The sequence below is a fragment of the Rothia halotolerans genome, from assembly GCF_004136635.1.
Taxonomy (GTDB): domain Bacteria; phylum Actinomycetota; class Actinomycetes; order Actinomycetales; family Micrococcaceae; genus Rothia; species Rothia halotolerans.
The window spans coordinates 177702-194620 of sequence record NZ_NOIU01000001.1 but is presented as its reverse complement, the minus strand read 5'-3'; the positions used below and the strand labels follow the sequence as shown (position 1 = coordinate 194620).

Sequence of the window (16919 nt, the reverse complement as noted above, 5' to 3'; positions counted from 1 at the left end):
ATGGACTTCCTGGTGCCGGGCGGGCAGCGGGCGCACGACGTCGTCGGCCCCGCCGCCTTCCTCGACCGGTTGGTCGAGGCCGAGGCCGCGTGGGTGCGCGCCCAGGCCGCCGCGGGAGCGCTGGAGGGCTCCACGGCCCGGGCCCTCGCCGAGCGCCTGGGCACCGGCCGCGAGTACGACGCCGCGGGCCTGGCCGCCGCGGCGGAGGGCGGCGGCAACCCGGTGATCGGCCTGGTCGCCGCGATGCGCGAGCGCGCCGGTGACTCCGCGGCCGGCGGGGACCCCGCCTGGAGGCCGCTCGTCCACCGCGGTCTGACCAGCCAGGACGTCATGGACACCGCGCTGATGGGCATGCTCGCCCGGGCCGTGGAGCGGACGCTGGACGAGGTGCTCGCCGCGGGCGACGCCGTGGCCCGCCTCGCCGCCGAGCACATCGGGACCCCGATGCTCGCCCGGACGCTCACCCAGCCGGCGCTGCCCACGACCTTCGGCGCCCGAGCGGGGAGCTGGCTCGCGGGGCTGACCGGCGTCGTCCCCCTGCTTCGCCGGGCGCGGGAGCAGGCGCCCTACTCGCTGGGCGGGGCGGCCGGGACGCTCGCGGCGCTCGAGGAGTGGGAGCGGCCTGCCGGCGTCGGCGCGGCGGAGCTCGCGGGCCGCCTGGGCGCGGCGTGGGGGCGCGAGCTGTGCCTGGCGGGGGAGCCGCTGGGGGTCTGGCACACCCGCCGGGGCCCGCTGCTGCGGATGCTGGAGCCCCTCGCGGAGACCGCGGCGGCGTGCGCGAGGATCGCGGGCGACGTCGCCCTGTCCTCCCGCGCGGAGATCGCAGAGCTCTCCGAACCCGCGGCCCAGGGGCGGGGAGGCTCCTCCGCCATGCCGCACAAGCGGAACCCGGTGCTCTCCGTGCTGATCCGCCGCTCGGGGCTCAGCGCGGGGGCCGCGCTGGGGGCCGCGGCCCAGGCCGGCGCCCTGGCCGTCGAGGAGCGCTCGGACACCGCCTGGCACCTGGAATGGGAGCCGGCGCGCGCCGTCGCCCGGCACGGCATCGTCGCCGCGAGCCTGACCCGCGAGCTGGCGGCGGGCCTGGAGGTCCACCGCGAGGCGATGCGGGAGAACCTGGCGGCCCACGGCCCGGCCGGCTCAGGGTCGGGGCAGGCGGCCCGGACCGCGGGGCAGGCGGTCCGGGACTGGAGCGCCCTGCGGCGGGACGCGGCGGAGGACGCGGCACCGCAGAGACCCACCACCCGAGAGAGCATCCGAGAGGCGAAGGACCGATGACAGAACCCCGACTCGTGGCAGTCTCCCTCTCCGGCCGAGGGGCCGGAGGGAGCGCCCATCAGGAGCACCGGCCCCTGCTGATCGTGGGCCCCTCGCTGGGGACCTCGGTGACCGCGCTGTGGAGCGCGGCCGCCGGGCACCTGGGCGAGAACTACGAGGTCGTGGGCTGGGAGCTGCCCGGCCACGGCCGGGGAGCCCCCGCCGCCGAGCCCTTCTCCGTGGCCGAGCTCGCGGGCGCCGTCGCCGCTCTGGCGCGGCGTCTGCAGGACGAACGCGAGGTCCCGGGGGCCCAGTACTACTACGCCGGCGTCTCCGTCGGCGGGGCCGTGGGCCTCGAGCTCGCGCTGCTCGCGGGCGAGGAACTCGCCGGGCTGGCCGTGATCTGCTCGGGTGCGCGCATCGGCGCCCCCGAGGCGTGGATCGAGCGGGCGGAGCTCGTGGAGGCCGCCGGGACCCCCACCCAGATCACCGGCTCGGCCCAGCGCTGGTTCACGCCCGGGTTCATGGAGAGGGACAGCAAGACGGCCACCGAGCTGCTGCACGCCCTGCAGTCGGCGGACCGGCACAGCTACGGCCGCATCTGCCGGGCCCTCGCCGACTTCGACCTCCGAGAGCAGCTGGGGGAGATCTCGACGCCGGTCCTCACCGTGGCGGGGGAGTACGACGAGGCGACGCCGCCGGAGCGCCTCGCCGAGGTCGCGGCAGGCGTCCGGGACTCCGAGTCGCTGCTCTACCTCGACGCCGCCCACCTGGCCCCCGCCGAGGCGCCCGAGCGGATCGCCGGGGACCTGCACGGGTTCTTCGCCGAGCACCCGCCGCAGGGGCGGGCCCCCGGCAGCGGGAGGGATCCCGGGGCGACGCCGCCGCGGGTGACGGTCGATCCCGACACCGGCGAGACGGTCCGCCGCCGCCCGGCCGCCGACGCCGCGGGCGCCCCCTCCCGGGCAGCGGGCGCCCCCTCCCGGGCAGCGGGCGCGCCCGCTCCCGGCCGAGCGGCGCCGGCGGACCCCCGCCGCTCCGAGGAGCGCGCGGCGGGCATGCGGGTGCGCCGCGAGGTGCTCTCCGACGAGCACGTGGACCGGGCCGTCGCCGCGACCGACCCCTTCACCGAGGACTTCCAGGACTTCATCACCCGCAACGCCTGGGGAGGCATCTGGACGAGGCCCGGCCTGGACCGCCGCATGCGCAGCGCCATCACGCTGACCGCGATGATCGCCCTGGGCCACTGGAAGGAGTTCGACCTGCACGTGCGGGCCGCGCTGCGGAACGGGCTCTCGGTCGGGGAGATCCGGGAGGTTCTGCTGCAGTCGGCGATCTACTGCGGCGTCCCGGCGGCCAACACCGCCTTCTCGCGGGCGGACGAGATCCTCCGCGAGGAGGGGGAGCTGTGAGCGCAGCGCCCCGCCCCACCGCGTCCCGCCCGCCCGCGCCTCGACCCATCGAGGCCCGCCCCGCCGCGGCCCGCCCCATCAAGGCGATCCCGCGCGCACCCCACGCCCTCGCGGCCCGCCCCTGCGCGCCTCGCACCGCCGAGGCCCACCCGATCGAGAGGACCCCCATGCCAGTCACCCGAGCCGCCCGCCCCCGCCGAGACCGAGGGAGCGCGGGACGATGACCCGGTTCGTCGAGACGGCCCTGGAGGCCGTGCGCAGCATCGAGGACGGCGCGACCGTCATGATCGGCGGCTTCGGCGTCGCCGGGCAGCCGGTGGAGCTGATCGACGCGCTGATCGAGCACGGCGCCGGCGGGCTCACGGTGGTCAACAACAACGCCGGCAACGGCGACGTCGGCCTGGCCCGGCTGATCCAGCTCGGGCGGGTGGAGAAGATCGTCTGCTCCTTCCCCCGGCAGAGCGACTCCTGGCACTTCGAGGAGCAGTACGCGGCGGGCGGGATCCGGCTCGAGGTGGTCCCGCAGGGCAACCTCGCCGAGCGGATCCGCGCCGCGGGGGCCGGGATCGGCGGGTTCTTCACCCCCACCGGCTTCGGCACGGCGCTGGCCGAGGGCAAGGAGACCCGGCGGATCGGCGGGCGCGACTACGTCCTGGAGATGCCGCTGGCCGCCGACGTGGCGCTGACCAAGGCCCAGGTGAGCGACGGCGTCGGGAACCTGACCTACCGGAAGACGGCCCGGAACTTCGGGCCGATCATGGCCGCGGCCGCCGCGCACTCCGTGGTGCAGGTCGCCCGGACCGTCGAGACCGGGGCGCTGGACCCCGAGGCGGTGGTGACGCCCGGGATCTACGTGGACACCGTCGTCGAGATCCCCGCCCCAGAGGCAGAAGGAGCGAGAGCATGACGCAGCATAGCACCGCCGGGCTCGCGGTCCCGAGGCGCTCCGACGAGCCGCTGGACCGCGAGGGCATCGCCCGCGCCGTCGCCGCGGACATCCCCCGCGGGGCCTTCGTCAACCTCGGCATCGGGCAGCCGACCCGGGTCGCCGACCACCTCGACCCAGCCGACGGCGTCACCCTGCACACCGAGAACGGCATGCTGGGCATGGGGCCCGAGGCGACGGGGGACCGGATCGACCCGGACCTGATCAACGCCGGGAAGATCCCGGTCACGGAGCTGCCCGGCGCCTCCTACTTCCACCACGCCGACTCCTTCGCGATGATGCGGGGCGGGCACCTGGACATCTGCGTGCTGGGCGCCTTCCAGGTGGCGGCCGGGGGCGACCTCGCCAACTGGTCCACCGGGGCCCCCGGGGCCATCCCGGCCGTGGGCGGCGCGATGGACTTGGCCATCGGCGCCAAGCAGACCTTCGTGATGATGTCCCTGCTCGCCAAGGACGGGGCGCCGAAGCTGGTGCCCGAGTGCAGCTACCCGCTGACCGGCGTCGGCTGCGTCTCACGGGTCTACACGGACCTGGCCGTCTTCGACCTCGCCGAGGGCCGCGCCCACGTCCGGCAGACCCACGGGATCGACGCCGGGGAGCTCGCCGAGCTGCTCGAGGTCGAGCTGGCCGGGCCCCTGGGCGCGGACCGGGACGCGCCGGGATGAGCGGGGACGCCTACGTGCAGTCGCTGGCCCGCGGCCTGGCGGTGCTGCGGGCCTTCGACGCCGAGCACGTGCAGATGTCCCTGGCCGACGTCGCCCGGCGCACCGACCTGACCAGGGCCACTGCCCGGCGGTTCCTGCACACGCTCGTGGAGCTCGGCTACGTGCTGACCGACGGAAGCAGGTTCCGGCTCAGCCCCAGCGTGCTGAGCATCGGCTACTCGTACCTCTCCGGCCTCTCCCTGCCCGAGCTCGCCTACCCGCACCTGCGGGAGCTCTCGGGCCGGGTGGGGGAGTCCTCCTCCATGTCGGTGCTGGCCGGGGACGACATCATCTACGTGGCCCGGGTGCCGGCGCGCCGGATCATGGCGGTGACCATCAGCGTCGGCACGACCTTCCCCGCCTACGCGACCTCCATGGGCAGGGTCCTGCTGGCCGGGCTCGCTCCCGGCGAGCTCGAGGCCTACCTGGCCCGGCAGGAGCCCGAGGCGCTCACCGACCGGACCCTGACCGACCGCGCGCAGATCGCGGAGAAGATCGAGCAGGCGCGCCGCTGCGGGTGGACGCTGGTGGACCAGGAGCTCGAGATCGGCCTCCGCTCGGTCGCGGCCCCCGTGGTCGACGCCGCCGGGAGGACCATCGCGGCGATCAACGTCTCCATGCGCGTGGGCTCCACGACGGCGGGGGTGGAGTCGATCTCCCGCAGCGTCGTGCCGCGCCTGCGGGAGACGGCGCTGCGGATCGGCCACGCCTACCGGGCCTCCGGCGGGGTGCTGGGCTGAGACGGCCCCGGCGGCGGGAGAAGGGTCGCGTGCGGCACATCCGTTAGCCAAAGCCGGGGCTCTCGGGTATTCTTTAATGCGAAGTACTCAGTCTCAGTGCGAGCGTGCCGTGCTCCGTCCCTCCGTTTCTCCGGTGGGACAGGCCGCGGTCCGCGCCACGCGGGTCGGGCTTCGAATCAATGGCAGGTATGGATACGGTCCTCTGGCGCGCTCTCTTGCGTCAAAATGCCATCAGTTCGCTGTGCCCACTTGCGCCTCGCTGGACCGGTCATCAGTGCGCTCAGCAGCGGGCCCCGCCCGCGTGAGGCAATCATCAACGGCCCCCCGTACACGCGCCCCGCGCGAGTGCCGGGCCCTCGATACAACGGAGAACACGAAAGTGCCTACAATTCAGCAGCTGGTCCGCAAGGGCCGGACTCCCAAGGTCACCAAGACCAAGGCGCCCGCTCTCAAGGGCAGCCCCATGAAGCGCGGCGTGTGCACCCGCGTGTACACCACCACCCCCAAGAAGCCGAACTCCGCGCTGCGGAAGGTCGCTCGCGTCAAGCTCAACGGCGGCGTCGAGGTCACGGCCTACATCCCCGGCGAGGGCCACAACCTGCAGGAGCACTCGATCGTGCTCGTCCGCGGCGGTCGTGTGAAGGACCTCCCCGGCGTGCGCTACAAGATCGTGCGCGGCGCGCTGGACACCCAGGGCGTCAAGAACCGCGGCCAGGCCCGCTCCCGCTACGGCGCGAAGAAGGAGAAGAAGTAATGCCTCGTAAGGGTCCCGCTCCCAAGCGTCCGCTCGTGGTCGATCCGGTCTACGGCTCCCCGCTCGTGACGCAGCTGATCAACAAGGTCCTGCAGGACGGCAAGAAGTCCACCGCCGAGCGCATCGTCTACGGTGCCCTCGAGGGCGTGGCAGGCAAGGCCGAGGGCGACGCCGTGTCCACCCTGAAGAAGGCCATGGACAACATCAAGCCCTCCCTCGAGGTCCGCTCCCGCCGCGTCGGCGGCGCGACCTACCAGGTCCCGGTCGAGGTCCGCTCCGGCCGCGCCACCGCCCTGGCACTGCGCTGGCTGGTCGGCTTCTCCAAGCTCCGCCGCGAGAAGACCATGACCGAGCGTCTCATGAACGAGATCCTGGATGCGTCCAACGGTCTCGGTGCCGCTGTGAAGCGCCGCGAGGACACTCACAAGATGGCCGAGTCCAACAAGGCCTTCGCCCACTACCGCTGGTAATTTCAGCCCCGCCGGCCCGCCCAGCGGGCGGGCCGGCGCTCCTGAACCACCTGAAAGGGATACATCGTGGCACTTGACGTGCTTACCGACCTCAACAAGGTCCGCAATATCGGCATCATGGCGCACATCGATGCCGGTAAGACCACCACTACCGAACGCATCCTGTACTACACGGGCATCAACCACAAGCTCGGTGAGACCCACGAGGGTGCCTCCACGATGGACTGGATGGCGCAGGAGCAGGAACGCGGCATCACCATCACCTCCGCGGCGACCACGTGCTTCTGGAAAGACAACCAGATCAACATCATCGACACCCCGGGCCACGTGGACTTCACGGTCGAGGTCGAGCGCGCGCTGCGCGTGCTCGACGGCGCCGTCGCGGTCTTCGACGGCAAGGAGGGCGTCGAGCCCCAGTCGGAGACCGTCTGGCGCCAGGCCGACAAGTACGAGGTCCCCCGCGTCTGCTTCGTCAACAAGATGGACAAGCTGGGCGCGGACTTCTACTTCACCGTCGACACCATCGTCAAGCGCCTCGGCGCCAAGCCGCTGGTCATCCAGCTGCCCATCGGCTCCGAGAACGACTTCGTCGGCGTCGTGGACCTGATCGAGGAGAAGGCGTACGTCTGGGAGGGCGACTCCAAGGGCGACGTCTCCCTGGGCGCCTCCTACGAGACCCGAGAGATCCCCGAGGACCTCAAGGAGCGTGCCGAGCAGTACCGCAACGAGCTCATCGAGTCCGTCGCCGAGAGCTCCGAGGAGCTCATGGAGAAGTACCTCGAGGGCGAGGAGCTCACCAAGGACGAGATCAAGGCCGGCATCCGCGCCCTGACCGTCAACAACGAGGCCTACCCGGTCCTGTGCGGCTCCGCGTTCAAGAACCGCGGCGTGCAGCCCATGCTCGACGCCGTGATCGACTACCTCCCCTCGCCGCTGAACGTGCCGCCGATGATCGGGCACGACCCCAAGGACGAGGAGGTCGAGCTGGTCCGCAAGCCGGCCAAGGACGAGCCGTTCTCGGCCCTGGCCTTCAAGGTCGCGGCGCACCCGTTCTACGGTCAGCTCACCTACATCCGCGTGTACTCGGGCATCGCCACCTCCGGGCAGCAGACGCTCAACGCGACCAAGGGCCGCAAGGAGCGCATCGGCAAGCTGTTCCAGATGCACTCCAACAAGGAGAACCCGGTCGAGGAGATCCAGGCGGGCCACATCTACGCCGCGATCGGCCTCAAGGAGACCACCACGGGCGACACCCTGTGCGATCCGGCCAACCCGATCGTGCTGGAGTCGATGACCTTCCCCAAGCCCGTGATCTTCGTGGCCATCGAGCCCAAGACCAAGGGCGACCAGGAGAAGCTCTCCACGGCCATCCAGAAGCTCGCCGCCGAGGATCCGACCTTCACGGTCAACCTCAACGAGGAGACCGGCCAGACCGAGATCGGCGGCATGGGCGAGCTCCACCTGGACATCCTGGTGGACCGCATGAAGCGCGAGTTCCGCGTCGAGGCCAACGTGGGCAAGCCCCAGGTGGCCTACCGCGAGACGATCAAGAAGACCGTCGACAAGGTCGACTACACCCACAAGAAGCAGACCGGCGGCTCCGGTCAGTTCGCCAAGGTGCAGGTGGCCTTCGAGCCGATCGCCCTGGACGCCGAGGAGCTCTACGAGTTCGAGGACAAGATCACCGGCGGCCGCGTGCCCCGTGAGTACATCCCCTCGATCGACCGCGGCATCCAGGACGCCATGCAGCTCGGCATCCTCGCCGGCTACCCGGTCGTGGGCGTCAAGGCCACCCTGCTGGACGGCGCGTACCACGACGTCGACTCCTCCGAGATGGCCTTCAAGATCGCCGGCTCGATGGTCTTCAAGGAGGGCGCGAAGCGGGCCAGCCCGGTCCTGCTCGAGCCCCTCATGGCCGTGGAGGTCCGCACCCCCGAGGAGTACATGGGCGACGTCGTCGGCGACCTGAACTCCCGCCGCGGGCAGATCCAGGCCATGGAGGACGTGGCCGGCGTCAAGCTGGTCTCCGCCCTGGTCCCGCTGTCGGAGATGTTCGGCTACATCGGCGACCTGCGTTCCAAGACGCAGGGCCGCGCGGTGTACTCGATGACCTTCGACAGCTACTCGGAGGTCCCCAAGGCGGTCGCCGAGGAGATCATCCAGAAGAACCGCGGGGAGTAAGAGCCCCTCACGCTGCGGCCCCGCCCGGGGCCGCAGCGCCACCCCACCTACCCAAGCCCGGAAACCGCGCTGGTTTTCATGCGGGAAGAGTTTTCCGCTAATGTGTACCAGGAATCCGTCTTCAACCGCGGACTGCGCACAGGCCAGCGCACGTTTTCATCAGACGTTCTAGGAGGAACATTCAGTGGCTAAGGCAAAGTTCGAGCGCACCAAGACGCACGTCAACATCGGCACCATCGGTCACGTCGACCACGGTAAGACCACGCTGACCGCTGCGATCTCCAAGGTGCTCCACGACAAGTTCCCGGACCTCAACGAGGCCCGCGACTTCGGCATGATCGACGCTGCTCCCGAGGAGCGCCAGCGCGGCATCACCATCAACATCGCGCACATCGAGTACCAGACCGACAAGCGCCACTACGCGCACGTCGACGCTCCCGGCCACGCCGACTACGTCAAGAACATGATCACCGGCGCGGCTCAGATGGACGGTGCGATCCTCGTGGTCGCCGCCACCGACGGCCCGATGGCCCAGACCCGTGAGCACGTCCTCCTGGCCCGCCAGGTCGGCGTCCCCTCGCTGCTGGTCGCGCTGAACAAGTCCGACATGGTCGAGGACGAGGAGCTGCTGGACCTCGTCGAGATGGAGGTCCGCGAGCTGCTGTCCTCCCAGGAGTTCGACGGCGACAACGCTCCCGTCGTGCGCGTCTCCGCCCTGAAGGCCCTCGAGGGCGACCCCCAGTGGGTCAAGTCCGTCGAGGACCTCATGGACGCCGTGGACGAGTTCATCCCGGACCCCGAGCGTGACAAGGACAAGCCCTTCCTCATGCCGATCGAGGACGTCTTCACCATCACCGGCCGCGGCACCGTCGTGACCGGTCGTGCGGAGCGCGGCACCCTGGCGCTGAACTCCGAGGTCGAGATCGTCGGCATCCGCCCGGTCCAGAAGACCACCGTCACCGGCATCGAGATGTTCCACAAGCAGCTCGACGAGGCATGGGCCGGCGAGAACTGCGGCCTGCTGCTGCGCGGTCTCAAGCGTGACGACGTCGAGCGCGGTCAGGTTGTCGTGAAGCCGGGTTCGATCACCCCGCACACCAACTTCGAGGCGAACGTCTACATCCTCTCCAAGGACGAGGGTGGGCGTCACAACCCGTTCTACTCGAACTACCGTCCGCAGTTCTACTTCCGGACCACCGACGTCACCGGCGTCATCACCCTCCCCGAGGGCACCGAGATGGTCATGCCCGGCGACAACACCGAGATGTCGGTCGAGCTGATCCAGCCCATCGCGATGGAAGAGGGCCTCGGCTTCGCCATCCGCGAGGGTGGCCGCACCGTCGGCTCGGGCCGCGTCACCAAGATCACCAAGTAAGGTCCCAGACCTTCCGCGTGATCGCGGGCGGATCCCCGTGATCCGCCAGCGCGCCGCATGAAGGGCCCCGGCATTGCGCCGGGGCCCTTCGTCGTGCCTGGGGGCAGCCGTCGCGCCGGATGGGACCGGCCCGCTGAGGACGGCCGGGGCGCGGGTCAGTCCCGCCGGCCGGTGCGCAGCAGGAACCAGATGACGACGCCGGTGATCGCCAGCGCCAGGATGATGAGTAGCAGCGGTCCCAGGTTCCGGGCGTACCACAGCAGCACGGCCGTGATCAGCGTGGCCCACGCCCAGCCGGGGGCGGTGCTCCGGGTCAGCACCGCAGCGACCATGCCCAGCGCGAGGGCCGCCACCAGCAGGGCCGGCACGGCCAGTCCCCACAGAGCCCCCGCCGGCCCGGCCGTGCCGGGGTAGGCCATGGAGACCAGCCACGCGAGGACCTCGGCCGCGAAGGCGAACCAGAGGTAGGCTCGCGCCCGGTCCGGCGCGTCGTCGCGACCGGCCAGGGCGAGCCCCGCCAGCGCGACGCCGACCAGCAGCGGCCACAGGACCGGCTGCGGGCCGTCGAAGAAGTACCCCAGCAGACGCAGCAGGACGATCAGCCCCGTCCACACGACCACGTGCCGCCGCAGCTCGGCGCGGGGGAGCGCCCCGACCGGCGTCGTGCCCTCCCCGCCGGCGCGCCCCGCCGTCTCCCGGAGCAGCAGGAGGACCGTCCCCGCCGCGACGACGACGCCGGCGCACGCGACCCAGCCGGTCCGGTCCGGCACGAGCCCGCCGAGGACCAGCAGCCCCAGCCACACCAGCTCGCCCGCGGCCCCGGCGCGGCCCTCCCCGCGCCCGGCGGCCTCGCGGAGGATGCGGGCTCCGAGCGAGATCAGGGCCGCCAGGAGGATGCCGAGGCCGGCGAGCACGGGCGTCGCCTCGGCTCGCGGCGCGAGCGACTGCCCCGCGCCGTCGGCGGCCGCGAGTCCGGCCAACGCCAGGAGGTGGGGGAGGGCGGCGTAGCCCGGCAGCGTCCTGCGGAGCTCGTAGACGCCGGCGGCCGCCGCCGCGAGCAGCAGCATGGCCCCGGCGGAGAACGCGGCCGCGGCGCCGGGCACCGTGAGCCAGAGCAGCAGGGCGGTCAGCGTCTGCGCCGCCAGCAGGACCCAGCCGAGCACCGCGTCCGGGCGGGCGGGGGCGGGGCCGCGCAGGGTCACCCAGCTCACGAGGTGCTGGGCGAGGACGACGACCGCGATCGCCCAGGCGATCCCGATCCAGCTGTCCAGCAGTCGCACGGCGAGCTCGGCGGTCAGCGGGAGCACGGCGATCCGGGTGATGAGGATCCAGAAGGGGGCGGCCTGCCCGCGCCGGGCCGCGAGCGCTCCGAGGGCGGTCAGCAGGAGGACCGCGTACACCGCGGCGGGCGCCCACCCGGGCACGGCTCCGCCGGGGATGCGGCTGCCGGCTGGGATGCTCAGCAGGAGGCCGGTGACCAGCGGCGAGAGCAGATAGGCGGCCGCGAGCCCGTCCAGGAGGGCGCGGCCGCGTCCGGACCGCGCGAGGTCGAGCACGATCGCGGCGCCGACGAGGACCGGCGCGGCGAGCAGGACCCAGAGGAGCACGACGTCGAGCACGGCCGGCCCCTCCGCCCCGCTCGGCAGACCGAGGGCCGTCGCCCCGGCGGGCCAGAGCACCGCCGAGGCCGCGACCGGGACCGCGATGCGGGCGACGGGACGGTCTCGCTCCCTCGGCATCAGAGCCTGCGCGAGCGCGACGCAGGCGAGCGCCGCCACGGCGACCAGCAGCCCGTGCCGGGCCGCGGGGGAGGGAGCGACGTCGGCCGTCAGGGCCCCGAGGCCCAGGGCCAGGGCGGAGGGGAGCCAGAGGAGCGGCGGCAGCCCCCGAGAGCGGCGGGCGGTCCCGGAGCCCGCCGTCCCGGAGCCCGCTGCCTCTGCGTCCGCCGCCCCGCCGGTCCGGGCCGCCGCCCCTCCCGGAGCAGGAGCCGGCGTCGGGGCCAGGAGGACGACGAGGACGAGCGCCGCCGCGATCCACACCGGTCCGAGGCCGTGGAGGCTCAGCAGGGAGGCGGCGGAGACGGCGAGCACCACGGTCTGCGCCAGGGCGGGGACCCGGAACCGCCGGCCCCAGAACGCGGCCGCGGCGAGCGTGAGGACCGCGGCCAGCCATACCGGGGGAGCCCAGGCCGGCTCGGCGAGCAGGCGCTCGGCGCTCCAGCCGGCGACGTCGGGGCCCCCGGGGGTCTCGCGCACGCGTTCCCCGACGGCCATGTACCACAGGGCGAGGAGGGTCAGCGCGGCGAAGAGCCAGGCCTGCACGAGCTCCGAGCGCGCCCCGAGCGAGTGCCGGAGGCCCGCGAGGCCGCTCGTGCCTCCCGATGCCGAGGCACCGCTGCGCTGCCCGGCGGCGCGGCCGTCCCCCGGCGTGACAGTGCGGTCGTGTCCCCGCGCGGCGGCGTCGCCGTCCCCCGGCGGCGCGGCGGGGCCGCCGCCCGGCAGGCCGCGGGTGAAGCCGCAGGAGGCCGTGGCCGCCAGCAGCCCGGCCCAGGCGCCCCAGCCCGCCCAGTACCAGCTCCCGGCGAGCCACAGCACGCCGGAGGAGAGCACCACGGCGGGGAAGGCGCGGAGCTGGAGCAGCTCGATCCTCGTCCGGTGGAGGACGTGGAAGAGCGTCGCGTAGGCCGTGAAGACCGCGAAGGCGATGCAGATCTGCCGGGCCTCGGCCCACGGCGCGGTGAAGACCGTGGCCGCCGCGGAGCCCGGGACGATGAGCCGGTGGGTCTGCACGACCGAGGCGAGCACGCTGCGGGGCAGCCGCTCGGGCAGCAGCCGGACCAGCAGGGTCAGCACCGTGGCGAGGGCAGTGGTGGCGACGAAGTACCACACCAGGCCCAGCCCCACGGTGGAGACCATGGACAGGGAGACGGAGACCAGGAAGGCCACCATCAGCCAGCCCAGGACCCGGCTGTTCATGAGCGCGCAGGCGGCGAACAGGGCCGCGGTCCCCACCAGCGAGGTCAGCAGCCAGATCAGGGACCCGGCGTCGGGCAGGAGCAGGGTCCAGGTCGCGAGCCCCGCGAAGGGCAGGACCGCCAGGCCCGTGCCCGTCATGGAGATCCCCGCGGCCCGCAGCCTCCGGACGGAGAGGAACAGCACGAGGCCGACGCCGTAGTACAGCAGGCTCAGCAGCCATAGCCCCGCCACCTTGATCGCCGCGGGGGCCGTGAAGGTGACGAGCAGGGCACTTCCGGTGATCAGGAGCAGGCTCGCGACGTAGAGCCCCAGGTTGATCAGGACGCCGGAGCCGGAGGGGCCCGGCCTCTCACCGGGCTGGGCCGCTTCCGCGCCGGGACGGGAGTATCTCGGGGCGTACGGCCCGATCCCCTGGTGGCGAGCGCCCAAGTCCGTACCCGTGCCGGCTCCCCGTCCGGTCCCTTGGTGATGGGCGCCCGAGCCAGCGCCTTGCCCGACGCCGGACGAGGCGCCTGCCGGGCGCGCCCCGGAGCCCTGCCCGCTCCCGGGGACGGGCCGGACGCCGCCGCCCTCGGGAGGGGCCCCGGCGCCGGGCCCCGGGGCCGGGTACGGCGAGGAGGGCGGGACGGAAGGGCGGGGGCCATCGTGGGGAGCGGGCCGCGGGTGCTGCGCGGGGGCCCTCGTCCCGCCGTCGTAGTCGTCCCGCCGGCGCGCGGACCGGCGGCCCCAGGCGAAGCCGATCGCCAGGCCGAGGGCCAGCGGCGCGCCCAGCAGGATCCCGAGGACGATGACGACGAAGAGCGCTTCCATGAGTGGTTCACCTCGGGGTCGGCGGGGCGACCGGCCGGGGCGCGCCGTGCCGGTCTCTTGGCACAAATCTAGTCGGTGGACCCCGCGCCGGGCGGTTGGACGGCCCTCCGCAGTGTCTCTGGACACGCCGGCGGGCAGAGGTTGCGGGGCGCTGCCCGCTCTGGCAAGATGGAGGACGTTGTTCAAGCGCTTGTTGGCGTCGACATGCCCGAAATCGGGGTCTCCCCGGGGTGGTCCGCACAAGCCCAAATACGACCCGGTCCGACAGATCGAGGCCGTGTACCTGGAATCTAGGCGACACGCCCGAGTACGGGGGTCGGTGTCTCGGTGAGTTGAGGAACCCGGAAGAAGTCCGGATTCAGCTTGCGCGAGGCGGCGCCAGGAACCCATCCACGCATCCGCTGCAAGGGGACGTGCGTTGGGAGCTTGCCTGAAGACGCCATACAAGGGGCCTGCCGGCCCCATCACAGGGAAGTACTTGAAGAAAGAGAGTCCGACAGATGGCGGGACAGAAAATCCGCATCCGGCTGAAGTCGTATGACCACGAGGTCATCGACTCCTCGGCTCGGAAGATTGTTGAGACGGTGACGCGCGCCGGCGCCACGGTGGTCGGCCCCGTGCCGCTGCCCACCGAGAAGAACGTGTACTGCGTGATCCGCTCGCCGCACAAGTACAAGGACAGCCGCGAGCACTTCGAGATGCGGACGCACAAGCGCCTGATCGACATCGTCGATCCCACGCCGAAGGCGGTCGACTCGCTCATGCGCCTGGACCTGCCGGCAGACGTGAACATCGAAATCAAGCTTTAAAGAGGATCGCATCCCCATGACTACCAAATTCGAGCGCCAGGTGAAGGGCCTGCTGGGCACCAAGCTCGGTATGACCCAGGTCTGGGACGAGAACGGCAAGTTCGTGCCGGTCACCGTCGTCAAGGCCGATTCCAACGTCGTCACCCAGCTGCGCGACCAGGACACCGACGGCTACTCCGCCGTTCAGATCGGTTTCGGTGCGATCGACCCCCGCAAGGTGACCAAGCCCCTGGCCGGTCACTTCGAGAAGGCCGGCACCACCCCGCGTCGCCACCTCGTCGAGATCCGCACCTCGGACGCCTCCGAGTACGCCCCGGGACAGGAGCTGTCGGTCGAGGTCTTCGAGACCGGCCAGCACGTCGACGTCATCGGCAACACCAAGGGCAAGGGCTTCGCCGGTGTGATGAAGCGCCACGGCTTCAAGGGCGTCGGCGCCTCGCACGGCCAGCACAAGAACCACCGCAAGCCCGGTTCCATCGGCGGCGCCTCCTACCCCGCCCGCGTGTTCAAGGGAATGCGCATGGCGGGCCGGATGGGCAACAACCGTCACACCACCCAGAACCTCACGATCCAGGGTGTGGATGCCGAGAACAACGTCCTGCTCATCAAGGGTGCCATCCCCGGCCCCAAGGGCGGCGTGGTTCTGGTGCGCACCGCTGTGAAGGGAGCCTAACTCTCATGGCTACTGAAACCCTCAAGGTCGACCTGCCGAGCGACGTCTTCGGCGTGGAGCCCAACACGGCCCTGTTGCACCAGGTCGTCGTGGCCCAGCTGGCGGCTGCCCGCCAGGGGACCCACAAGACCAAGAACCGCGGCGAGGTCTCCGGGGCCGGCCGCAAGCCGTTCAAGCAGAAGGGGACCGGCCGCGCCCGCCAGGGCTCGATCCGCGCTCCCCAGATGACCGGCGGCGGCATCGTCCACGGCCCGGTGCCGCGCGACTACTCGCAGCGGACCCCCAAGAAGATGAAGGCAGCCGCCCTGCGCGGAGCGCTCTCGGATCGCGCCGCCTACGGCCGCATCCACGTGGTCGCTTCCCTGGTGGACTCCGTCTCCACCAAGGCCGCGAAGGCAGCCCTCGCCGACATCACCCCCCGCAAGAACGTGCTGGTTGTGATCGACCGCAAGGAAGACGCCGTCGCACTGTCCGTGCGCAACCTCGCCGACGTCCACGTCCTGTACGCGGATCAGCTCAACACCTACGATGTGCTGGTCTCCGACGACGTGGTGTTCACCAAGGATGCGTACGACGTGTTTGTGGCATTCGCCAGCAAGGCTGGAAAGAACCAGGAGGACGCCCAGTGAGCGCCACCATCAAGGACCCCCGCGACGTCATCATCGCGCCCGTCGTCTCGGAGAAGAGCTACGGTCTGATCGACGAGGGCAAGTACACCTTCGAGGTCGACACCCGCTCCAACAAGTCGGAGATCAAGGACGCCGTGGAGCGCATCTTCGGCGTCAAGGTCGCCGGCGTGAACACCATCAACCGTGCCGGGAAGCGCAAGCGCACGCGCTTCGGCTGGGGAGCCCGCAAGAGCACCAAGCGTGCCGTGGTGACCCTCAAGGAAGGCACCATCGACATCTTCGGCGGTCCGCAGGCCTAGGGCCTAGCGGAGACCACTTTAACGAGGAACTGAACTATGGCAATTCGCAAACACAAGCCGACAACCCCGGGCCGTCGTGGCTCGAGCGTCGCCGACTTCGCAGAGATCACGCGCTCGACCCCGGAGAAGTCCCTGGTCCGGCCGCTGCCGAAGAACGGCGGACGCAACAACTCCGGCCGCATCACCACCCGTCACAAGGGCGGCGGGCACAAGCGCCAGTACCGTCTGATCGACTTCCGTCGGCATGACAAGGACGGCGTGGACGCCAAGGTCGCTCACATCGAGTACGACCCCAACCGCACCGCGCGCATCGCGCTGCTGCACTACACGGACGGCGCCAAGCGGTACATCATCGCCCCGAGCCGCCTGAAGCAGGGCGACGTCGTCGAGTCCGGTCCGGCCGCCGACATCAAGCCCGGCAACAACCTGCCGCTGCGCAACATCCCCGTGGGCACCGTGATCCACGCCGTGGAGCTGCGCCCCGGCGGTGGCGCCAAGCTCGCCCGTTCCGCCGGCGCCTCCGTGCAGCTGGTGGCCAAGGAGGGCAAGTTCGGCCAGCTCCGCCTGCCCTCCGGCGAGATCCGCAACGTCGACGTGCGCTGCCGCGCGACCGTCGGCGAGGTGGGCAACGCCGAGCAGTCCAACATCAACTGGGGCAAGGCCGGCCGCAACCGCTGGAAGGGCATCCGCCCGACCGTGCGCGGCGTCGTCATGAACCCGGTGGACCACCCGCACGGTGGTGGCGAGGGCAAGACCTCCGGTGGTCGTCACCCCGTCAACCCGAACGGCAAGCCCGAGGGACGTACCCGTCGTCCCAACAAGGACAGCGACAAGCTCATCGTCCGTCGTCGTCGTACTGGCAAGAAGAAGCGCTAAGGAGCCTGAAAG

At 71.7% G+C, this 16919-nt stretch carries 15 protein-coding genes; 14 read left to right on the top strand and 1 reads right to left on the bottom strand.

Features of this window, described 5'->3' with window-relative positions:
- The 9 genes from EWV39_RS01005 (at position 1) to tuf (ending at position 9836) form a co-directional block, all read left to right on the top strand.
- The gene (locus tag EWV39_RS01005; RefSeq protein WP_238148047.1) at positions 1 to 1275 is read left to right on the top strand and encodes a lyase family protein; all 1275 of its coding nucleotides are present in this window, start codon (positions 1 to 3) and stop codon (positions 1273 to 1275) included.
- Positions 1272 to 2666, top strand: coding sequence for a bifunctional 3-oxoadipate enol-lactonase/4-carboxymuconolactone decarboxylase PcaDC (gene pcaDC / locus EWV39_RS14330; protein WP_165313062.1), 1395 nt, complete (start codon positions 1272 to 1274; stop codon positions 2664 to 2666). Before EWV39_RS01005 ends, pcaDC begins: the two co-directional genes overlap by 4 nt.
- A 220-nt stretch (positions 2667 to 2886) precedes the next feature.
- The gene (locus EWV39_RS00995; protein ID WP_129656447.1) at positions 2887 to 3573 is read left to right on the top strand and encodes a 3-oxoacid CoA-transferase subunit A; all 687 of its coding nucleotides are present in this window, start codon (positions 2887 to 2889) and stop codon (positions 3571 to 3573) included.
- Positions 3570 to 4277 (top strand): 3-oxoacid CoA-transferase subunit B, encoded by a 708-nt coding sequence (locus EWV39_RS00990; protein WP_129656446.1) that lies wholly within the window; start codon positions 3570 to 3572, stop codon positions 4275 to 4277. The genes EWV39_RS00995 and EWV39_RS00990 overlap by 4 nt, the downstream gene beginning before the upstream one ends.
- Entirely contained in the window at positions 4274 to 5056 is a 783-nt protein-coding gene (locus EWV39_RS00985) for an IclR family transcriptional regulator domain-containing protein (RefSeq protein WP_129656445.1), read from the top strand. Before EWV39_RS00990 ends, EWV39_RS00985 begins: the two co-directional genes overlap by 4 nt.
- Positions 5057 to 5435: 379 nt before the next feature.
- Complete coding sequence (rpsL, locus tag EWV39_RS00980) at positions 5436 to 5810, top strand: 30S ribosomal protein S12 (protein WP_129656444.1); 375 nt, start codon at positions 5436 to 5438, stop codon at positions 5808 to 5810.
- Positions 5810 to 6280, top strand: a complete 471-nt coding sequence (gene rpsG / locus EWV39_RS00975; protein ID WP_129656443.1) for a 30S ribosomal protein S7 — start codon at positions 5810 to 5812, stop codon at positions 6278 to 6280. The genes rpsL and rpsG overlap by 1 nt, the downstream gene beginning before the upstream one ends.
- Before the next feature lie 66 nt (positions 6281 to 6346).
- Positions 6347 to 8461, top strand: a complete 2115-nt coding sequence (gene fusA / locus EWV39_RS00970; RefSeq protein WP_129656442.1) for an elongation factor G — start codon at positions 6347 to 6349, stop codon at positions 8459 to 8461.
- 184 nt (positions 8462 to 8645) lie between these two features.
- Entirely contained in the window at positions 8646 to 9836 is a 1191-nt protein-coding gene (tuf, locus tag EWV39_RS00965; protein ID WP_129656441.1) for an elongation factor Tu, read from the top strand.
- A gap of 155 nt (positions 9837 to 9991) precedes the next feature.
- Here tuf and EWV39_RS14205 read toward each other — a convergent pair whose 3' ends face one another.
- On the bottom strand, positions 9992 to 13621 hold the full coding sequence (locus tag EWV39_RS14205; RefSeq protein ID WP_129656440.1) for a hypothetical protein: 3630 nt from the start codon (positions 13619 to 13621) through the stop codon (positions 9992 to 9994).
- Positions 13622 to 14121: 500 nt separating this feature from the next.
- Between EWV39_RS14205 and rpsJ the strand changes: the two genes are divergently transcribed.
- From rpsJ to rplB, 5 genes are read left to right on the top strand one after another with little or no spacing between them, the layout of a single operon-like run.
- Positions 14122 to 14430, top strand: a complete 309-nt coding sequence (gene rpsJ / locus EWV39_RS00955; protein WP_030015043.1) for a 30S ribosomal protein S10 — start codon at positions 14122 to 14124, stop codon at positions 14428 to 14430.
- A gap of 16 nt (positions 14431 to 14446) precedes the next feature.
- Positions 14447 to 15103 carry a 50S ribosomal protein L3 gene (gene rplC, locus EWV39_RS00950; protein WP_129656439.1) on the top strand — a complete coding sequence of 219 codons (657 nt, stop codon included), beginning with the start codon at positions 14447 to 14449 and terminating at the stop codon, positions 15101 to 15103.
- A 5-nt stretch (positions 15104 to 15108) separates the two neighbouring features.
- On the top strand, positions 15109 to 15732 hold the full coding sequence (gene rplD, locus EWV39_RS00945; protein ID WP_129656438.1) for a 50S ribosomal protein L4: 624 nt from the start codon (positions 15109 to 15111) through the stop codon (positions 15730 to 15732).
- A complete protein-coding gene (rplW, locus tag EWV39_RS00940; protein WP_129656437.1) occupies positions 15729 to 16031 on the top strand; it encodes a 50S ribosomal protein L23 in 303 nt (100 codons plus the stop codon). The genes rplD and rplW overlap by 4 nt, the downstream gene beginning before the upstream one ends.
- Before the next feature lie 36 nt (positions 16032 to 16067).
- Positions 16068 to 16907, top strand: coding sequence for a 50S ribosomal protein L2 (gene rplB, locus EWV39_RS00935; protein ID WP_129656436.1), 840 nt, complete (start codon positions 16068 to 16070; stop codon positions 16905 to 16907).
- Positions 16908 to 16919 lie beyond the last annotated feature (12 nt).

Bases quoted from the DNA above. Each gene is read 5' to 3' on its own strand.
- pcaDC (WP_165313062.1), top strand. From the start codon at position 1,272: ATGACAGAACCCCGACTCGTGGCAGTCTCCCTCTCCGGCCGAGGGGCC.
- rplD (WP_129656438.1), top strand. From the start codon at position 15,109: ATGGCTACTGAAACCCTCAAGGTCGACCTGCCGAGCGACGTCTTCGGC.
- rpsJ (WP_030015043.1), top strand. From the start codon at position 14,122: ATGGCGGGACAGAAAATCCGCATCCGGCTGAAGTCGTATGACCACGAG.
- EWV39_RS14205 (WP_129656440.1), bottom strand. From the start codon at position 13,621: ATGGAAGCGCTCTTCGTCGTCATCGTCCTCGGGATCCTGCTGGGCGCG.
- EWV39_RS00995 (WP_129656447.1), top strand. From the start codon at position 2,887: ATGACCCGGTTCGTCGAGACGGCCCTGGAGGCCGTGCGCAGCATCGAG.
- rplC (WP_129656439.1), top strand. From the start codon at position 14,447: ATGACTACCAAATTCGAGCGCCAGGTGAAGGGCCTGCTGGGCACCAAG.
- EWV39_RS00990 (WP_129656446.1), top strand. From the start codon at position 3,570: ATGACGCAGCATAGCACCGCCGGGCTCGCGGTCCCGAGGCGCTCCGAC.
- rplB (WP_129656436.1), top strand. From the start codon at position 16,068: ATGGCAATTCGCAAACACAAGCCGACAACCCCGGGCCGTCGTGGCTCG.
- rpsG (WP_129656443.1), top strand. From the start codon at position 5,810: ATGCCTCGTAAGGGTCCCGCTCCCAAGCGTCCGCTCGTGGTCGATCCG.
- EWV39_RS00985 (WP_129656445.1), top strand. From the start codon at position 4,274: ATGAGCGGGGACGCCTACGTGCAGTCGCTGGCCCGCGGCCTGGCGGTG.
- EWV39_RS01005 (WP_238148047.1), top strand. From the start codon at position 1: ATGGACTTCCTGGTGCCGGGCGGGCAGCGGGCGCACGACGTCGTCGGC.